Source organism: Acinetobacter sp. T63 (assembly GCF_053852345.1).
Genome location: NZ_CM132659.1, coordinates 55153 through 74335 on the forward strand (window position 1 = coordinate 55153; position 19183 = coordinate 74335).

Consider the following 19183-nt stretch of genomic DNA (forward strand, 5'->3'; position numbering starts at 1 on the left):
CTATTCTATTCATTCGTGACGGCTAGTCTGCTGTAGCAATTTTGCACTTTTGTGAAAAAACGCGAGAAATCAGAACTTTCTTTTCAATTTCTATTTTTCAATTACTGGGTTTACAAGTTACGGTTGAGCCATCTTAGTTTTTTTTGGCTTTTTTAGACTGCCGGCTTAGTCTGGGCAGGGAGTTTTGATATAGTAAGAACAATTTCGAATCAACATCAGGAATATGTTATGTCAGCAACTCCACGCATTGGTGTATTAGGTGCCGGTGGCCGTATGGGACGCATCCTTATTCAAGCCGTTGAGCAGGCCGGTTATCAACTTGCAGCTGCGGTGGAACGTCCGGAAAGTAGCTTAATCGGTGCAGATGCAGGCGAGCTTGCGGGCATTGGCAGCCTGGGTGTGAACGTGGTTGGTAGTCTGGAAGAGGTGGTAAAGCAGTGTGACGTGGTCATCGATTTTACTGCACCGGCAGCCACTGTAAACCATCTGAAAATCTGTCGTGAAGCAGGCGTGGCAATTGTGATTGGCACCACCGGCATGAATGATGAACAGAAAGCCTATCTGGATGAATCGGCAACGCAAACTCCGGTGGTCTATGCAGCCAACTATTCTGTCGGCGTCAATGTCTCAATCAAATTGCTGGAGCTGGCCTCGAAAGTATTTGGCGATACGGTAGATATTGAAGTGATTGAAGCGCACCATCGTCATAAAGTCGATGCGCCATCAGGTACTGCTTTAATGATGGGTGAAGCAATTGCAGAAACCCTGGGCCGTGACCTGAAAAAAGATGCGGTCTATCATCGTGAAGGACATACCGGTCCGCGTGAGCGTCAAAGTATTGGTTTCCAGACCATTCGTGGCGGCGATATTGTCGGTGAACACACCGCCATGTTTATTGGTGAAGGCGAGCGCGTCGAAATTACCCACAAAGCCACCAACCGGATGAACTTTGCTGCCGGTGCCGTGCGTGCTGCTGCCTGGGTGGTCGGTCGTGATGCGCGTAAATATGACATGAAAGATGTCTTGGGTTTTAACGATATTCAAGTTTAAAACCGCTGTAAAATCCGTTATAACAACACTAAAACTAAAATAAGATGAACAATGGAATGAAAAAATGGATTGTATTGGCCGGTGCGCTCGCCATGGCGGCGAGTGTACCTGCCCAGAATTTGCAGAATGCCAAACTCAATATTCATAAAAATAATATTAAGGTCTGGACCTATCAGCATCCGCAAAACCCGGTGTTCCTGTACAAGGCAGAAACCACTTTTCCGGTCTCGATTGAAAAAGCCGCCGGCCTGATTCTGGATGTGGAGCATGCCATCAGCTGGGTGCCGTATATGGGCAGTGTCAAGGTACTGTCGCGTGATGACCAGAAAGGCGAGTTCCTGCTGTATATGGTGCTGGATTTTCCTTTTCCGTTAAAAGACCGCGATCTGGTGGTCAAAGGCAGAATGTTTAAAGATGCCCAAGGTGTAATTCATATTCAGAACAAGGCCGTCAGTCAGGGTTATCCCTTAAACCCGAGCTATGTGCGTTTAACCCATTATGAAGGCGACTGGACCTTTCAAAAACTGGGCGCCAACCGGGTTAAGGTGTCTACCTATGGCTATGCCGATCCGGCCGGTTCGATTCCAACCAGTTTTGTGAATATGTTTGTGCAGCAGCAGCCTTATCAGATGCTGCAGAAAATGAAACTGGAGCTGAGTCTGCCGGGCCGCGAGCGACCTTTACCGGCGATTTTAAGATAAAAAATACCCGTCTGGTGCTAGACGGGGCAGGCATCAATAGACTCAGAAAGCGTATTCAGATAGTGCTGATCTGAGTCTTTAAAACGAGATTTAACTGCCTTAGTAGCTAAACAGTCCTTTTTCCAGCGGGAATTCAATGCCGATTGAGGCACCGCCATCTTTACCGTGCAGGTCTGAATCCCCCAGCCAGCCATTCAGTTTAAGTGGAATATCCGGACGTAGGTAATGCGTCCAGGTGATGTCTAAAGCTGTTAGCTCATCTTGCTCAGGAAAAGCCGCATTGGTGATTCGACCCGACCCATTCAGTTTGGCAAACAGCACCCGGCCATGCAGACGGTTTAAAGGATCAAAACGGATATCACCGCCTACTGAGATCATCTGGCCATCGCCGCCCATTGCATGGGCCAATGGGTAACCATGCTGATAGAAACCATCGGTATAAACACTATGATTATAGGAAATCCCTTGTGCCTTGCCATTGGTACGGGTGTCAGCCCATTCGCTATACAGCTGGTAGGGCATATTCTGGTAACTGGATGAATAATCCACCCCTGCCAGATACATTTTTTTCGCGGGCAGGCCACCGGCTTCATCTTCACCGACATACTGGGCATAGACCCCTAGCGGCATTTGCACTAAAGGTTGCAGATTTAAACGGGCATCAAAACCAGCAATCTGGTTGGATGGATTGACTGTATCCCCATAGACATTATCTTTACCAATGATTGCATCCCATAAAGAATCAAAGTTTTCCGGACGTCCTTCACCGCCCCACTGAATGGCGCGTGAAGCACCCAGTTCCAGATAGGGGAGCGGCTGAGCAGTAACACGCAGCCCAATCAGTTTGGCATCCGGGACCGCATCATAATTGTCCAGCTGACCGGCAAAGGCCTGGTATTGCCATGGCCCAATCCAGGACAGCCATTTGCTGCTAAAAGCAGTCTGTTCTGCCCGCTGCGCCGTAATGCCATAGACTGGGCGGCTGGCATCACCACGAATCAGACTCCCCTCATGACCGGGTCCCCAATACGTTGGAATCTGGCCGGCAATTAGCCACTGATTCCAGAGTTTCCCCGCAATATAAGAGCCTTCAACATTCACATCCTGATCATGATCAATCTGCGGGTCTTTTTCGGCATTCACCCGTAACCGGGCATCCCATTGGCTGCCGCCAGCATTCAGTTCCAGACCGGCCTGATATTGTGATTTTGCCTGATCACCAAAGGCTTGAGGCAGATACTTATGATCAGTTTCTGCAAATAGCGCAGCTTTTAAGAGCTGATTATCGGCATTTAAATGAGTGAGGACTGCATCCAGCACTTTTTGCTGGACAGGGGTGCTGATTTTCGCCTGAGACAGGGCACGCTGAATTTCATCGCCACTCATGGGCCAGGTGGAGGTACTGATCTGAATCACCCCTTGCTGGTTCAGCCAATTCAGGTCGGTACGCAGGTTCTGGTCATTCAGCACAATCCCTTGGGCAAAGCTCAGGGATGAGCTGAGGGCAAGGGTCGCAAGCAATATTTTTGATAGACGCATTTTTGATTCTCAGGAGTTTTTTGCTCTCCACACCATAGGCGGACGAGTTTATTTTTTCAATGCAAACTGTTGAGTAGAGTTGTAATCCGGGAAGATTAAAAATCCCGCCGTAGCGAGATTTTTAAAGCAATCGGTCACTGCAAAATTAGTCATTATCCTTATTGGCTTTATAGGCATAGGAATAGTTATAGCCATAACCATAGCCTGCACTAGAGCGCTGAATATCATTCAGGATAATACCATTGACTTTCACGCCCGCCTGTTCAAAACGGTTAATGGTCAATTCAAGCTCTTTCATTTGTGTCTTGGCATAGCGTGCAATCACCAGATTCACCCCGGCATGCTGGGAAATAATAATCCCGTCTGTGACGGCCAGAATTGGTGGAGTATCAATCAGAATATGATCATATTGTTCTGACAGCTGATTCAGCATCGTCGCAAATTGACTAGTGCTGAGCAGTTCAGACGGGTTAGCCGGACTCTTGCCACGGGCAATTACATCTAGACCGGATACTTCCGTAGCTTTAATGACCTGGCTTAACTCAGTCTGACCATTTAAGTAGTCTGCCAGACCAAGTTGGGCTTGCTGATTAAAGTATTTATGCAAATAACCGCGGCGCAAGTCCGCATCAATAATTAGTACCCGTTTCTGGCTTTGCGCCAGAATGGTGGCCAAGTTGGTTGAAATAAAGGATTTACCGACTTCCGGTGCAGGACCAGAAACCATAATAATATTGTTCTTGGCGCTGCTTAAGGCAAAATGAATGGCAGTACGCATACTGCGTAGGCTTTCAATGGCAATATCATCACTATTTTTAACCGCAAGAATAGGAATATTCTTTTTCTTCTTCAGCAGTTTAATCCGGCTTTCCTGTACAGGAGAACGCGGCACAGTGGCATACACCGGCAAGTCCAGCTCATTTTCAATTTGGGTAGAATCCTTAACGCCACTACGCAGCATATTACGTAATAAGGCCAGCAGTGTGCCGAGGAAACCACCCAGGAAAATCGACAGAATCAGGATCTGTAATTTCTTTGGCTTAATTGGTTCAATCGGTTCCACCGCGGTATCGACAATACGCACATTGCCAATTTCACCGGCTTTGGCAATACGTAACTGCTGATAAGAATTAAGCAGGCCGGTATACAGCTGTTGCTTCACTTCCACTTCGCGGAACAGTTGCAGGTACTGGCGTTGCAATTCTGGTAAGCGTCTTAAAGTTCCATCTAGTTCATTAATCTTTTTATTAATGGCCGTTAATTGCGCATTCATTTGCTGCATGATTGGGTGTTCAGCCGTATATTTGGCTGAGGCTTCAGCCACTTTTTGTTCCAGCTCGGCTTTTTGGGTTTCCAAGGTCACGCTTTGGGTCAGATACAGCTCTGACTCTTTGGTGACATCGACCGTATTGTACTGCTGGCGGAAACGGTTAAATTCACGTTCAGCAACATCGAGTTGCTGTTTGAGTTCAGGCAGCTGATCTTCCAGGAATTTTAAGGTTTGTGCGGTTTCAGCCGAGCGACGTTCAATATTCTGTTGACTATAGGCCGCCAGAATAGCATTGAGCACCTGGGTAATATGCTGCTTGTCAGTACCCTGGTAGTTGAGGCCCAGCACACCGGTCATTTTGCCTTTTTCGGCCACCGAATAGTTAGCGAGCAGGCTGCGAACCGCGGCAGGCAGGCTTTGCTTTTGGATCAGATAAATGCTATCAAAGCTGTCCTGACTATAAATACCGACTTTCCATAGGCCATATTCAGACTGTAACTGGCTGGTCTGGTTCAGTGGGGCAGAAAAGACCACCTGTTCTGTGGCTGAATCCGTTAAACGGTATTGACCTTCTGCAAAACTAAGCAGCAGACTTTTATCACGATAGTAATCTGGAATATCAAAGCTGCGCACATCAAAGCTTTTCTGGTTGTCTTTAAACAGCACGGATTGAGCTGAATATTCACTGTCATACTCGTGCTTATTCAGTAAGCGGCTCCAGAAACTGTCTTCTGTACCATGAATGCGAATATTTAAATTCAGGCGGTCAATGACGGTACCGAGCACCAAGCGCGATTTTAAAATCTCAATTTCGGCCTGAGCCGGTGATTTCTGCTCAATCATATCGGACAAATCACCGAGTAAGGCTGCAGATGCCCCTTTATTTTCTTCAACTTGAACCAGTGCATCGACCTGATAGGTGTCTGGTGTGGTTCTTAAATAAAGTAAGGCACAGACCAAACTTAAAATGACACAGAGAGCAATCAGTTTCCACTGGGCAATTAAGGAGAAAAACAATTCCTTCAGGTCAATGGTATCTTCTGTATTGGTATTTTGGCTCATAGTCTTTTGTTCGAAAGTTAAATATATTTTTTCCAGTCTGCAATGCAGGCCTGAATCAGCTGGCAGGTTTCATCAAATACCGCCTGATCATGCTGGTAAGGATCGGCCACATTTTTACTTTGCCAGTGGCCGAGTCTAAAGGTTTTACCTTTGGCAAAGGGCCAGGTCTGTTCCACATGTTTTTGCTGGTTCTGACTCATCACTAAAATCAGGTCGGCTTTCTTGACCAGCTCGGCATTCAGCTTTCGGGCCACATGCGGACTCATATCAATCCCTAGACGTTGCATGCACAGGCTGGCTTTGTCATCGGCTGCATGACCGACCAGCCCGGAAATACCGGCAGACTCAATTTGTAAATGCGGAAATTCCTGTTTTAAAAAGTATTCCGCCATCGGGCTACGGCAAATATTGCCAATACAGACCACCAGAATATTGTTAATTTTCATTAGTTCCCCAAACGGTCTAAATTATATAAAGCATTTGAGAATGGAATAATCTGATTCACGACACGTTGCCAGCGCGCAAGGCCAGATGCATCGACATAGACAATATCATTACTACGCATTTTAAACTGATTGGCCAAACCAAAGTCGGCAATACTGGTTAAGTCCAGATGATAGACTTCGGTTTGCGCACCACTTGGTTGACTACGTACCACATAAACTTTGCTGCGGCTGGCCGACAATGGATTTAATCCCAGACTTTCACCGAGGACATCACTCAGGCTCATGCCCTGATCACGCATGGGTAAGGACTGGTTTTTACCCGATTCCCCCATGACATAGATTTTCTGGTTTTCGCGGCTGTTTACATAGAGGGTGTCATTCGGTTGAATGAGCAGATTATGTAAAGAAAAACCGGCTTGTTCCAGCTCAATACTGTTTAAATGATAGGTTTGCCCCTGACGTACCAAGGTAATAGAAGCATTATTGCCTTGCTGGGCATTGACCCCACCCGCCAGACCTAAAGCAGTATACACACTGGTCGGCTGATCACTTAAATAGAACTGGCCACCTTTCATTACATTGCCCTGTACCGAGTAACGCTGGCCCTGATATGACAGAACGCGTGCCACCACATCAGGCGTTTTTAAATAACGCGATAACTGACTGCGCAGCTCACGATTCACCTGACTTAAAGATTTACCGGCAGCTTTATAGCGACCAATAATTGGAAACTGGATATAACCCTGAGAGTCAATTTGATAACCATTAGCGCGTGCAGATTCATCACTACTCACACTGGTAGAAGGAGGAGTGATTTCAGGGTAGGCCCATAAATAGATCGACAGGATATCCCCTGGACTAAGGCTATAATTGCGATGTGACTGGGTAAACAGGTGAGCATAATCTTGCTGAATATTTTGTACGGCCGGTTGCAAACCGAGTACAGTATCTTGAGTGAGTCGGACCACATTCACCGAAGTCCCCAAGTCTGTTTGATAGGTACCCTCTGCCGGTAAGTCATAGGTCTGTAAGCCGGAGGTAACCGCGCACCCGCTTGCTGTCACCAGAAAAGACAGTAGAATTATAGATTTAAATTGTCTCACACGTATTCCCGTTCTCGATTTTTCTAAAATCATAAAAAATAAAAAATAGTTTACCGAAGTTATTTTAAGGGTATATAACAAATTGTAAGTAGATTGCGAAAGTATACGCAAGCACAGCCCTAAAAATGAGGCAAAAAGTATCTAAATTGTGAGGCGCAGTAAAATTAAACAAAGATCATTTGCAAAAAACTGACACAAAAGGAAGCGTTTTAGATTTTTTGGCTAAAAATCATAACAGAACATTCATGATTTTCTGCTAACATTCCCGCCGAAAGATTTACTCTTCATAAGTATAGTATATAAATAAGGCGTTAAAATGCTAAAGCTCTCTGACCTGAAAATTGCCGTAATTGGTTTAGGCTATGTTGGTTTGCCACTTGCCGTAGAATTTGGAAAAAAGGTTCCGGTGATTGGTTTTGATATTCATCAAAAACGGATTGAAGAATTACAAAGTGGTCAAGACCATACTCTAGAAGTATCACCAGAAGAGCTACAGCAGGCAACACAACTTTCTTATTCCGCCAATTTAGATGATTTAAAAAGCTGTAATTTTTTTATTGTGACGGTTCCTACACCAATTGATGACTATAAACAACCCGATTTAACCCCGCTTATTAAGGCTTCGACCAGTATTGGGCAGGTGTTAAAAAAAGGCGATGTAGTGGTGTATGAGTCTACTGTATACCCAGGCGCAACTGAAGAAGACTGTATTCCGGTATTAGAAAAGTGTTCGGGTTTGAAATTTAATCAGGACTTCTTCGCCGGTTATAGCCCAGAACGGATTAATCCGGGGGACAAGTTGCATCGTGTCACCAATATTTTAAAAATTACCTCAGGATCTACCCCAGAAGTCGCAGACTTTGTCGATCAGGTCTATAACCTGATTATTGAAGCGGGTACCCATAAAGCAACCAGTATTAAAGTCGCTGAAGCCGCCAAGGTGATTGAAAATACCCAACGTGATGTAAACATTGCCTTAATTAATGAGCTGGCTGTGATCTTTAATAAAATGGGTATTGATACCGAAGCGGTTTTAAAAGCAGCTGGAACAAAGTGGAACTTTTTGCCATTTCGTCCTGGTTTGGTCGGTGGTCATTGTATTGGGGTAGACCCGTATTATTTAACCCATAAAGCGCAGTCTATTGGTTACCATCCTGAAATTATTTTAGCCGGTCGTCGTTTAAATGATGGTATGGGAGCCTATGTAGTCACCCAGCTGGTAAAAGCAATGATCAAGAAAAAGATTCAGGTAGAGGGTGCTAAGGTTTTAGTATTGGGCTTGAGTTTTAAAGAAAATTGCCCGGATATTCGTAATACTAAGATTATTGATATTGTGAATGAGCTACAAGAATATAATATTCAGGCAGATGTTTATGACCCTTGGGTTGATATGCAAGAAGCGCAACATGAATACGGTATTACCCCAATTGTAAGCCTAGAGCAAGGCCAATATGATGCAGTTATTTTAGCGGTTGCGCATGAGCAGTTTAAAGCAATGGGGGCTACAGATATTCGCGCTTTAGCCAAACCAGAGCATATTTTATATGACTTAAAATATGTATTAGAACAATCTGAATCTGACATCCGTTTATAATTTTTAGGGACCTGTATAAGAATGAGCCAATATCAGACTGTATGTGAGCAATTAAAACAAAATCCTAAAACCTGGTTGGTAACAGGGGTAGCAGGTTTTATTGGCTCTAACCTTTTAGAAACTTTATTAAAATTGGATCAGACTGTGGTGGGGCTTGATAACTTTGCTACAGGTCATCAATATAATTTAGATGAAGTTCAAAGCTTGGTATCTGCTGAGCAGTGGGCAAAATTTAGCTTTATTGAAGGTGATATTCGTGACTTAGAAGACTGTCAAAAAGCCTGTTCTGGTGTTGACTATGTATTGCACCAAGCGGCTTTAGGCTCTGTACCACGTTCTATTGCTGACCCGATTACCACCAATGCTGCCAATATTACAGGTTTTTTAAATATGTTGGTGGCAGCCCGTGATGCGAATGTTGCCAGCTTTACTTATGCCGCCAGTAGTTCTACCTATGGCGATCACCCAGCCTTACCTAAAGTTGAAGAAAATATCGGCAAGCCACTTTCACCTTATGCGGTCACCAAATATGTAAATGAGTTGTATGCCGATGTATTTGCACGGACTTATGGGTTTAAAGCCATTGGCCTACGTTACTTTAATGTTTTTGGTAAGCGCCAAGACCCTAATGGGGCTTATGCCGCAGTTATTCCAAAATGGACCGCAGCCATGATTTCCGGTGATGATGTGTTCATTAATGGTGATGGTGAAACCAGTCGTGATTTTTGTTTTATTGAAAATACGGTTCAGGCTAATATTTTAGCAGCTACTACGCAAAATGATGAAGCTAGAAATCAGGTTTATAATGTAGCAGTAGGAGATCGCACCACGCTGAATGATTTGTTTAATGCGATTAAAGCTGCGTTAAATGAAAATGGTGTGACTTATACGAAAGAGCCTGTATATCGTGATTTTCGTGCTGGGGATGTTCGACATTCTCAAGCGAGTATTATTAAGATTCAGCAGCATTTAAGTTATATACCACAATATAAAATTATTGAAGGTATTAAAAATGCTATGCCTTGGTATATAGATTTTCAAAAATAATGATAAAAATTAATCAAGGCAGTTCAATTGGTTGCATTGGATAAATATAGATGTCGAATTCCTTACGTAGCCGTATAAATTACTTTAGAAAAAGTAAGTTTGTTAGAAATGTGCTTGCAGTTGCAACAGGAGTTGCTGCTGCACAAGCAATTTCATTAGCATTCATGCCATTTCTGACACGTTTATATGGTCCTGAGGCTTTTGGTGCACTAGCTGCTTTTACTGCAATTATAAATATCATTACGCCCTTAGCGACATTAGGCTACGCTAATGCTATTGTTATGCCAAAAACAGATGAAGAAGCGAATGCGGTAGCACGTTTGTCTCTTGTTTCAGCAGCTATTGTTTCACCTATCGTTTTAATTTCAGTCTATGTTTTTCAACTTCAGCTTGCAAAATTGACAGGCTTGGAAAATCAGCCGAATTTACTTTATTTAATTCCTATTTCCTTATTACTTGTAGCCTTATTGTCTGTTGCTAATCAAGTAGCTATACGTGAAGGATTATTTAAAGCAAAATCAAGTTCATATGTTGCCAGTACTTTTATTATGAATCTTGGAAAATTAGGTGCTGGGTATATTTCTGCTACTGGAATTACTTTAATTATATTTTTAATTGTAAGTAAATTAATTAATTACATTATATTAATGGCACGAGTTCCTAAAGTTGGTGCATTTAATTTTCGTCATTGGTTTGGTCTAGACGGTATCCAAAAAGCTGCATTAGACTATAAAGATTTTGCAAGTTATCGTATGCCACAGAGTATGCTTAATGCAGCCTCCATGGGACTGCCTGTAATACTTCTTACAAACTTTTTTAGTACTTCAGCAGCAGGACAGTACGCTATTACTACCCTTTTACTAGGGGCACCAGTGATGCTTCTAGGTAATTCTGTTTTAGAGGTTTTTTTCCCAAAGATAACGACTATAGTTAGAGAAAATCCTGCTAGCGCTTTTGATATGCTTTGGAAATCCACACTTTTAATGAGTTTTATTGGCTTGGCTCCGTTTGGTATCATCGCTTTATGGGGGGATTTAATTTTACCTTGGGTCTTAGGCGAAGCTTGGGGAAAAGCAGGGGAATATTCACAATGGGTGGCTCTTTGGATGTTTAGTGTACTTATCACTCGTCCTGCAGTTGCATCTATGCCTGTTCTTAAGTTACAAGGATTTCTATTAGTTTATGAAATCATAATAACAGTATTACGTATTGGTAGTATTTCTTTAGGAGCAGCTTTAGACGGTGATCTAATGGCTGTCGCATTATTTTCAGTAATTAATATTATTGGATATTTATCATTACTTGCGTTTGTGCTGAAAAAATGTAAAGGGGCAATCTGAAATGAAAAAAGCTTTTAAAAAACTAATTCCACTTAAAATCAAACAAATGATCTTCACTATAGTAAAAAAAGAAGAGGTAACTCTGGCAAAAGGAAAACGTATTTTTGTTTTTTTATCAGCAGATTATGGGAATATTGGTGACTTAGCAATTTCTGCTGCTCAGGAGAAATTTATAAAAGAAAACTTAACAGATTATGAAGTTTTTCCAGTTCCTATCAGTAAATCTAGACTTTGGTTAGGTTCAATTAAAAAACAAGTAACTTCTGAAGATATTATTACCATTATTGGTGGTGGTAATATGGGGTCACTTTATCCTGATATAGAGGATTTAAGACAATTAGTAATTCAAACTTTTCCATATAATAAAATTGTTTGCTTCCCACAAACTTTAGATTGGGATGAATCACAATCGTCTCATAAAGCTCTTAAAAAGATTTTAAAAATATATGCTAGCCATTCAGATATTCATATTTTTGCAAGAGAGTTCATAACTTACAAGAAGCTAGAGGAATTATTTAATCGTCAACAAAATGTAAAGATTGGTTTTGTACCTGATATTGTAATGAGTGCATCTGCCAAAAAGTTAGGAGTGGTAAACAGTTCGAAACCTACAGGTATTTTAACTTGTTTAAGAAATGACAAGGAATGTGCTTTAAAAGCAGAACACTATGCCATTTTAGATAGTGCTATTGATAATACCGGTCTTACTATTACTAAGACAGATACACATGCGGGTGGTTCAGGTTTAAGCAAAGCAGAATGTAATCAATTACTTTCTAATAAAATCCAGCAGTTTGCTGAAGCTCAGTTAGTTATCACAGATCGTTTACATGGTATGATTTTATGTATGCTTTCAGGCACGCCTTGCTTGGTATTACCTAACTCAAATCATAAAATAAGACAAACCTATTTGAACTGGTTGAAAGATCATCCGAGAGTAATTTTTGTTGAAATTGAAAAATTTACTCATGTTCCAAAATATATAGATCAACTTTTATCTCAACCTCGTGGTAATTTAACCGATTCTCCTGTTGAATTGACTCAATATAAACCATTGATTAAGGCTCTATCTTAAAATGAATCATCAAAATAATCCTTTAGTTAGTGTGATTGTGCCTGTTTATAATGTTGAACAATATCTTGATGAGTGTTTGTATTCAATACGTCAACAGACATATGAGAATCTAGAGATTATTGTGGTTGAAGATTGTTCTACAGATAAATCCTTGGAAGTTTTGTCAAAGCACCTTAACGATCAACGTATAAAATTTATTCGTCATGAAAAAAATAGTGGCCTTTCAGCAGCACGCAATACAGGTATAGATGGTGCTAGAGGGGATTACATTATGTTTGTAGATTCGGATGATCATATTCATAATAATCTCATTCAATTATGCTTAGATAATACTTCTAAAAAAGAATTAGATTTAATCGTTTTTGATTTTAAAACTTTTTATGATGGAGAGAAAATTGATAATAAGCTGAATAAAAATAAAGAATATAAATCTAAAATATTTAATCAATCAGAATATTTGAAATATCATCATTTTGCATGGTTAAAGTTTTTAAGAGCTGATATTTTGAGAAATAATATTTTAAGATTTCCAGTAGGCTATTATTATGAGGATTGGCCTTTTCATTGGGAGTTGGCTTTTAATAATTATCGAGTTTTACGTTTAAGTGCTCCTCTTTATTATTATAGACTGAGAAGTGGTTCAATTACTTCTTCAGGTGATCAAAAGCTTATTCATATATATTATTCACATAGAATTATCTTGGATAAAATGAAAGATTATAATGTGTTGTTAGATACTAAAAAAATTCTAGCTAAGAAAATATATAGTGGTCTATGGTTTGTTTTAACGCAAATAGATGCTAAATATTTAAGAGAAGCTATATTTGAAGCGAAAAAGCAGCTTAATATTACAGAAAATATCATTAAATTAGATAACCCTAGTTTAAAGACACGTCTGTTAATTTTAGGGTTGAGAATGCCAAGTGAAATATCAATTAAACTTATTTCAGCTTTAAGGTTTTCTTTAAACATTCTTTCTTCCCAAAGAAGAAAGAAAAAAAATAATTTTACTATATAATTTTAAAGGAAATCCTAGTGGCTCAATATATTTTTGTTAAAACACGTAATAATTCTAATATGTTGGAAAAATTAGAGTGTGTATGTGAATTATTAACACCAGATGAAATTAAAAAAACTTCTGATAACTTCGTTGGGAAATGGGGTGGGAAATTTAATTCATATTATGCTATTCAAAATAGTAAAGGTGTAGAACTTGAAAATAATGGAGCTTTACTTATTGGTTGGGTAGATGAAATAAATAGTATATATAAAGATACCACTGATATAAATGGATCTTATGCAGTAATAAAAGATTTTAAAAATAAATTATCATTTTTTTGTGATCAGTTTGGTTCAAGGACTCTATGGTATTACCTTGATAATGAAAATTTTATAATTTCAACTTCACAAAGAGCAATAGTAGCTTTAAAAAATAGTTTTCATCTTAATAAAGAGTCTATAGCATGGTACTTATCTGCAGGGTGTCAAGGACCATTTATTTCATGGGATAAAGATATAACCCCGGCATTGCCTGATTTGCAATATTATTTTGATGATGAAACTTGGTCAATTTCATCAATTAAGAAAAAGGATTTATTATTACCCAAGCCTAATACTACAAAAAAAGCAGAATTTATTAATTTTTTCGAGAAAAAATTGAAAAAATCACTGTTAGATATTATACGTAAAAATAATGAAGAGAAAAAATTATTACCTATATCTGGTGGTTTAGATAGTCGATTATTACTAGGGTTGAGTGACGACTTGAAAATAATTAATAATTTAGATCTTATAAATTGGGGTGTAAAGAGTAACTTATTTGATGATAAAAAAGCTGCGACTGAGATATCGAAATTTTATGATAAAGAATTAATAGATATATATTTACCCGAAAAAATTGAAGTATTTGATTTGATGTTAAATAATTTCGTGGCACAAAGTGAAGGAAGAATTGACCATTTTAATGCATTTACAGATTGTTTTAATTTGTGGAAATCTTTGAATCAATCCAATTATAAAATTATTATAAGGGGAGATATTCCTTATCCTACTGGTCTTCACCTAAATGATAAACAAGCGCGACAAAAGATAGGCTTAGAAAAGTTAAGCGATTTTATGAATTTTAATCATCCTGAATTAGATATTTATAAAAACTTACAGACCCACTGTGATCTTTCTCGTTATACAGACGAGTCACTCATTAGGTGGCGTGATAGGCTGTATGCCAGTTGGCGGGTACCAATAATTTTAGCAGGATTCACTCAATTAATGAGTGCATATTCAGAAAACAGAACACCAATGATGGATTGGGAATTGTTTAAAGAATATATGGGCTTACCTGATAAAAATAAAGGGAATAAATTACATATTCGTGAACTGTGGGGTAAATACGATAAGACTAATATTTCTGATTCCGCAGTTCCCTCTCTTAAGCATATGACTGATTACTTTAATACAAAAGAAGGAAAAGAATATTTGCTTCAAGGCCTTGAAAATTTAACAAATGCTGAATTATTAGGTAAAAATTTTATTAAAGAAGTATCTGGTAAATTAGCTGCTAACAAAATTACTAAGAAAACTAAGGTTTCCTATATTTCAAAATTTAAGATATTCCTTTCAAAAAAACTACCTCCTTATCTTAAGTACTATTTAAAATCAAAACAACCTATGTATTTATCTTATGTTGCTGTTGCTTATCGTTTGATTTTGGTTGATAAAATCATAAATTTATATGTATCTGATTCTAATTCTATGAACAAGGTTAGAAATTAATGACTTGTGTAAGAGTTTTGCATATTGTAGGCAAAATGGATCGTGCAGGAGCTGAAACAATGCTCATGAATCTGTATCGTTCTATTGATCGTAATCAAATTCAATTTGACTTTATTGTTTTTAGTAATCAAAAAGGTGATTATGATGAGGAAATTTTGGCCTTAGGAGGAAGGATTTTTCCTATTCTTGCAACTAATCCAATTGAACGTATGCATAAGATAACAGGATTTTTGAATAAACATTCTGAATATCAGATTGTACATGCTCATACATTACTAAGTAATGCTTTTCATTTATTAGCTGCGAAAAGAGCTGGAGTGAAAAACTTAATTTCACATGCCCATAGTACAAGTAATGGTAAAACTGGTCTCCTAAATAAAATTTATGAAAAATTTACACTAAAAATAATTCGAAAAATTTCAACTCATAAATTAGCATGTGGTGAGCTTGCAGCTAAATATTTATATGGCGATGATGATAAAGTATGGATTATACCAAATGCTGTAAATATACTAGAAATGCAAGCAGTAGCAGATAAATCGAAAAATTATATATCTGATAGATTAGGGGGGAGGGGGATAAAAATTATTCAAGTGGGACGTGTATATAAAATTAAGAATCAGGAATTCTCTCTTAAAATAGCTGAGAAATTAAAGGAGCGTAATATAAATTTTACTTTATATATAGTTGGTCAAGGTCCATTAGAATCTAGTCTTAAGCAAGAAATTCAAACCAAATTACTTTCTAATAATGTTAAAATGCTAGGTATTCGTAGTGATATTACAGAATTGATGGCAAGTGCTGACTTCTTGATCATGCCCTCACTACATGAAGGCTTTCCTGTAGTGCTTGTAGAAAGTCAAACTGTAGGATTGCCTGCTTTAGTTTCAGATAGAGTTTCGGCGGAAGTTGATTTAGGTTTAGGCTTAGTGCACTTTTTACCTATTAGCTCTACAAAAGAGTGGGTAGATTATCTAGAAAAGCCTAATTCTAAAAATCTTTCCAATGATACTATTTTCCAAAAAGTTCAGGAAGCTGGTTTTGATGTAATTAAAAATTCTAATAGTCTCTTGAAGTTTTACAAAGAATGTTCTAGATAATTTTTTTCATTTTTTAGCGGAGCTTCAATGCTGCCATATATATTAATTATATTTTTTGTAATGTTTTGGATTTGGCTAGAAAAAGAGTCTCTTAATCGAAAAGCTTTCTGGTTGCCTTTATTTACTTTGGTTCTATTTGCTAGTTTTCGTAATTATCGAGTTGGAACTGATACTGGCACATATATAAAAAATTTCGTTAATCAATTAGATTACCATTATTTTAATTTCCGTGATGGGGTCGAACTTGGTTACCAGTTAATAGAATATTTTTTATTAAGAATAACCTATAATTACTTTTGGCTTTTTTTTGTTACATCTTTTATAGTTGTTTTTTGTTATTTATATATTTTTAGGAAATATAGTAAGGATTATGCTGCTTCAGTATTTATATTTATTACTTTAGGTACTTACACATTTTTCTTTAATGGGCTTCGCCAAGGTTTAGCGATGGCAATTTTTGCATTTGCTATTCCATATTTAATCACAAGAAATTTTTATAAATATTTTTTAATATGTATTTTTGCATCTTTTTTTCATACTACAGCTTTGTTAATGGTGCCTTTTTATTTGTTAGTAAACTTAAATGTTAAGCTGCTGTATAAGTTATTGGCAACATTCTTTGGCTCGCTTATTCTAAGTAAATACTTAATTGCATATATCGCATCTACTAATGAGCGCTATGAAAGTTATACTCAAACTTCAGAAAATTCAGGTGGATTAATAACTTTAGCCTTTTATGTTGTTGTTTTTATAATAATGTATATTAGTTCATATCTATATAAAATTAAGGATAGAGAATTTCTTCAAATATTGACTTTTTATTCTGTTGGAGTGGTTTTTATGATACCTGTGGCACTTTTAGAGTCTAACCCTTCAGGACCTCAAAGGTTGTTACCATATTTTACATGGGTACTTGCATTAATTTTACCTTATTTGTATAAAAAAATTAACAATAAATATATTTATATTATTTCATTTTTCTTTGCTTTAATTTATTTTTATCTAACAACCTCACGTTTCAGTAATTTAACTCCTTATACTATTAATCCAATCTTTGAGATATTTTGATGAAAAAAGATGTTTTTGTAACAATTGGTATACCTTTTTATAATGCTGAAGAAACAATTTTAGAGGCTGTTCGTTCAGTATTTGCCCAAACACATCAAAATTGGGAGCTTTTATTAATTGATGATGGTTCTACTGATAGGTCATTAGAATTAGTTAAAGCAATTAAGGATCCTCGAGTTAGAGTTTATTCCGATGGAAAAAATTTGAAATTGGCTACAAGGTTGAATCAGATTATTGATCTGGCTAAATATGATTATATAGCTCGTATGGATGCAGATGATCTTATGTCACCTGATCGTATCGAAAAGTTAATTAGTATACTTATAAATGAAAATTATGATTTAGTTTCTTGTGGAACATATTCCATCAAAATGAATAATTCTTACAATGGATATAGGGGAAATTATGAGGAAAAATATAGCTTTGAAGGTATTTTAAATAAATCACAAAAATTTCTTCATGCAGGGCTAATTGCTAGAAAAAGCTGGTATCAAAGAAATAGGTACAATGAACAGATACCTATAGGACAGGATACACATCTTTGGTTAAGTGCGTCAAAAGCTTTAGATTTTAATGCAAAATCTATTAGCGATCCCCTTTATATGTATAGAGAGGAAGGTAATGTAACTGTTAAAAAGCTAATGAAAGCATATCAAGTTGAAAGAGATTTCTATGCTCCCATGATTGATAATACACTATTTAAATATAAATATATCACTAAATCATGGTTAAAAACTTTAATTGTAAAAACAATGTCTATCTTTGGAAGCTTGGATTATTTATTAAACCGCCGTAATAAAAGTAAAATTGATGAAAATTTAATAGAATACTTTAATACTTCTTTAAAGAAAATTAATTCAGTAAAAATCCCTGGTGTAGATAATGGATAAGAAAAAAATATTATTTGTTGCTTCAGTACCTGTCCATTTTCATGCATTTCATAGACCTTACATGAAATGGTTTTTTGATAATGGATATGAAGTGCATGCTGCATGTAATGGATCTTTCGAAGATCCCAATATTCATAAATTATGGCATGTAGACTTTGAGCGATCCCCATTCTCATTGCTACATCTTAAATCTTTTAATCAGCTCAAAAAAATTATTGACGAAAATAATTTCATTTTAATTACTTGCCATACGCCTATGGCAAGTGTCATAACTCGATTAGCCGGAACTCAAGCGCGAAAGAATGGAACAAAGATACTTTATACTGCGCATGGATTTCATTTTTTCAAAGGGTCGAGCATATGGTCATGGTTAACTTATTTTCCCGCCGAATTAATGCTAACTAAATTAACAGATGCTGTTATTTGTATTAATGAGGAAGATTATAAATTAATCTCTGAAAAAGGTTCTAAATTAGCATCTTATTATAAAATACCTGGTATAGGTGTTAGTTCTAAGCGATTTAAACCTATATCAAAAATTGAGAAAATGAGTTTAAGGAATTCATTGGGTTTTTCGCAAGATGATTTTATTATGATCTATGCTGCTGAATTTATTGATCGTAAAAATCATAAACTTATTATAGACGCCCTTCATAAATTGAGTAATAAAATTGAAAACTTTAAAGTTTTATTTGCGGGTAGTGGTGTACTTTTAGAGCAGATAAAAGATTATACGTTGGAGAAAGGGGTTAATGATAAGGTTGTATTTTTAGGGTATGTTACAGATATTGAAAAATATTATCAAATATCAGATATAGCTCTATCTGCTAGTAAACAAGAAGGCCTAGGAATTAATCTTGTTGAAGCAATGATGTGTGGATTACCTGTAGTAGCTACAATAGATCGAGGACACTGCACAGTTGTAGATCATATGGTCAATGGAATATTATATCCTCAGCAGAACTCTGATAAACTTAGTGGGGCTATAATGGAGGTATATTCTAATAAGAATTTTTATATCAACCTCTCTAATGAAGCAATAAAAAAGGCTTCGTATTTTGATATCAAAAACTCTCTAGAGGAGATGTCAAAAATTTATAAAAATTATTTATAGTTTTCGTAAATG

The 19183-nt window shown here is 37.5% G+C and carries 16 protein-coding genes; 12 read left to right on the plus strand and 4 right to left on the minus strand.

The window, feature by feature from the left end; genetic code table 11:
* The first annotated feature begins 228 nt into the window (after positions 1 to 228).
* Both dapB and ACVLR6_RS00225 read left to right on the plus strand, forming a co-directional pair.
* The gene (gene dapB / locus ACVLR6_RS00220) at positions 229 to 1050 is read left to right on the plus strand and encodes a 4-hydroxy-tetrahydrodipicolinate reductase (RefSeq protein WP_075167666.1); all 822 of its coding nucleotides are present in this window, start codon (positions 229 to 231) and stop codon (positions 1048 to 1050) included.
* Positions 1051 to 1106: 56 nt separating this feature from the next.
* Entirely contained in the window at positions 1107 to 1751 is a 645-nt protein-coding gene (locus ACVLR6_RS00225; RefSeq protein WP_016658891.1) for an START domain-containing protein, read from the plus strand.
* A gap of 99 nt (positions 1752 to 1850) precedes the next feature.
* On the opposite strand, the gene ACVLR6_RS00230 is transcribed toward ACVLR6_RS00225, so the two are convergent.
* From ACVLR6_RS00230 to ACVLR6_RS00245, 4 genes are all read right to left on the minus strand, one after another.
* Positions 1851 to 3290, minus strand: a complete 1440-nt coding sequence (locus ACVLR6_RS00230) for a capsule assembly Wzi family protein (RefSeq protein WP_455995544.1) — start codon at positions 3288 to 3290, stop codon at positions 1851 to 1853.
* Positions 3291 to 3435: 145 nt separating this feature from the next.
* Positions 3436 to 5622 (minus strand): polysaccharide biosynthesis tyrosine autokinase, encoded by a 2187-nt coding sequence (locus ACVLR6_RS00235; protein ID WP_455995546.1) that lies wholly within the window; start codon positions 5620 to 5622, stop codon positions 3436 to 3438.
* A gap of 17 nt (positions 5623 to 5639) precedes the next feature.
* On the minus strand, positions 5640 to 6068 hold the full coding sequence (locus tag ACVLR6_RS00240) for a low molecular weight protein-tyrosine-phosphatase (RefSeq protein ID WP_004814137.1): 429 nt from the start codon (positions 6066 to 6068) through the stop codon (positions 5640 to 5642).
* Entirely contained in the window at positions 6068 to 7171 is a 1104-nt protein-coding gene (locus ACVLR6_RS00245) for a polysaccharide biosynthesis/export family protein (protein WP_455995548.1), read from the minus strand. The genes ACVLR6_RS00240 and ACVLR6_RS00245 overlap by 1 nt, the downstream gene beginning before the upstream one ends.
* A 316-nt stretch (positions 7172 to 7487) precedes the next feature.
* On the opposite strand from ACVLR6_RS00245, the gene tviB reads away from it, so the two are divergent.
* Genes tviB through ACVLR6_RS00295 form a run of 10 tightly spaced genes read left to right on the plus strand, consistent with a single transcriptional unit; the run spans position 7488 to position 19171 of the window.
* Positions 7488 to 8765 (plus strand): Vi polysaccharide biosynthesis UDP-N-acetylglucosamine C-6 dehydrogenase TviB, encoded by a 1278-nt coding sequence (tviB, locus tag ACVLR6_RS00250; protein WP_455995550.1) that lies wholly within the window; start codon positions 7488 to 7490, stop codon positions 8763 to 8765.
* Positions 8766 to 8786: 21 nt separating this feature from the next.
* Positions 8787 to 9812, plus strand: coding sequence for an NAD-dependent epimerase/dehydratase family protein (locus ACVLR6_RS00255; RefSeq protein ID WP_455995552.1), 1026 nt, complete (start codon positions 8787 to 8789; stop codon positions 9810 to 9812).
* Between the two features lie 50 nt (positions 9813 to 9862).
* Positions 9863 to 11152, plus strand: coding sequence for a lipopolysaccharide biosynthesis protein (locus ACVLR6_RS00260; RefSeq protein WP_455995554.1), 1290 nt, complete (start codon positions 9863 to 9865; stop codon positions 11150 to 11152).
* Position 11153: 1 nt separating this feature from the next.
* A complete protein-coding gene (locus ACVLR6_RS00265; protein WP_455995556.1) occupies positions 11154 to 12227 on the plus strand; it encodes a polysaccharide pyruvyl transferase family protein in 1074 nt (357 codons plus the stop codon).
* 1 nt (position 12228) lies between these two features.
* Positions 12229 to 13245, plus strand: coding sequence for a glycosyltransferase family 2 protein (locus ACVLR6_RS00270; RefSeq protein WP_455995558.1), 1017 nt, complete (start codon positions 12229 to 12231; stop codon positions 13243 to 13245).
* 17 nt (positions 13246 to 13262) lie between these two features.
* Positions 13263 to 14999, plus strand: a complete 1737-nt coding sequence (locus ACVLR6_RS00275) for a hypothetical protein (RefSeq protein WP_455995560.1) — start codon at positions 13263 to 13265, stop codon at positions 14997 to 14999.
* Complete coding sequence (locus ACVLR6_RS00280; protein ID WP_455995562.1) at positions 14999 to 16099, plus strand: glycosyltransferase; 1101 nt, start codon at positions 14999 to 15001, stop codon at positions 16097 to 16099. Before ACVLR6_RS00275 ends, ACVLR6_RS00280 begins: the two co-directional genes overlap by 1 nt.
* Before the next feature lie 27 nt (positions 16100 to 16126).
* Entirely contained in the window at positions 16127 to 17167 is a 1041-nt protein-coding gene (locus tag ACVLR6_RS00285) for an EpsG family protein (protein WP_455995564.1), read from the plus strand.
* The gene (locus ACVLR6_RS00290; protein WP_455995566.1) at positions 17167 to 18057 is read left to right on the plus strand and encodes a glycosyltransferase family 2 protein; all 891 of its coding nucleotides are present in this window, start codon (positions 17167 to 17169) and stop codon (positions 18055 to 18057) included. The genes ACVLR6_RS00285 and ACVLR6_RS00290 overlap by 1 nt, the downstream gene beginning before the upstream one ends.
* Positions 18050 to 19171 carry a glycosyltransferase family 4 protein gene (locus ACVLR6_RS00295; protein WP_455995568.1) on the plus strand — a complete coding sequence of 374 codons (1122 nt, stop codon included), beginning with the start codon at positions 18050 to 18052 and terminating at the stop codon, positions 19169 to 19171. Before ACVLR6_RS00290 ends, ACVLR6_RS00295 begins: the two co-directional genes overlap by 8 nt.
* Positions 19172 to 19183 lie beyond the last annotated feature (12 nt).

What these genes read in the sequence shown, in the direction of transcription:
- ACVLR6_RS00295 (WP_455995568.1), top strand. Translation starts at nt 18,050, where the DNA reads ATGGATAAGAAAAAAATATTATTTGTTGCTTCAGTACCTGTCCATTTT.
- ACVLR6_RS00240 (WP_004814137.1), bottom strand. Translation starts at nt 6,068, where the DNA reads ATGAAAATTAACAATATTCTGGTGGTCTGTATTGGCAATATTTGCCGT.
- ACVLR6_RS00285 (WP_455995564.1), top strand. Translation starts at nt 16,127, where the DNA reads ATGCTGCCATATATATTAATTATATTTTTTGTAATGTTTTGGATTTGG.
- ACVLR6_RS00290 (WP_455995566.1), top strand. Translation starts at nt 17,167, where the DNA reads ATGAAAAAAGATGTTTTTGTAACAATTGGTATACCTTTTTATAATGCT.
- ACVLR6_RS00265 (WP_455995556.1), top strand. Translation starts at nt 11,154, where the DNA reads ATGAAAAAAGCTTTTAAAAAACTAATTCCACTTAAAATCAAACAAATG.
- tviB (WP_455995550.1), top strand. Translation starts at nt 7,488, where the DNA reads ATGCTAAAGCTCTCTGACCTGAAAATTGCCGTAATTGGTTTAGGCTAT.
- ACVLR6_RS00255 (WP_455995552.1), top strand. Translation starts at nt 8,787, where the DNA reads ATGAGCCAATATCAGACTGTATGTGAGCAATTAAAACAAAATCCTAAA.
- ACVLR6_RS00225 (WP_016658891.1), top strand. Translation starts at nt 1,107, where the DNA reads ATGAAAAAATGGATTGTATTGGCCGGTGCGCTCGCCATGGCGGCGAGT.
- ACVLR6_RS00230 (WP_455995544.1), bottom strand. Translation starts at nt 3,290, where the DNA reads ATGCGTCTATCAAAAATATTGCTTGCGACCCTTGCCCTCAGCTCATCC.
- ACVLR6_RS00270 (WP_455995558.1), top strand. Translation starts at nt 12,229, where the DNA reads ATGAATCATCAAAATAATCCTTTAGTTAGTGTGATTGTGCCTGTTTAT.
- dapB (WP_075167666.1), top strand. Translation starts at nt 229, where the DNA reads ATGTCAGCAACTCCACGCATTGGTGTATTAGGTGCCGGTGGCCGTATG.
- ACVLR6_RS00260 (WP_455995554.1), top strand. Translation starts at nt 9,863, where the DNA reads ATGTCGAATTCCTTACGTAGCCGTATAAATTACTTTAGAAAAAGTAAG.
- ACVLR6_RS00280 (WP_455995562.1), top strand. Translation starts at nt 14,999, where the DNA reads ATGACTTGTGTAAGAGTTTTGCATATTGTAGGCAAAATGGATCGTGCA.
- ACVLR6_RS00235 (WP_455995546.1), bottom strand. Translation starts at nt 5,622, where the DNA reads ATGAGCCAAAATACCAATACAGAAGATACCATTGACCTGAAGGAATTG.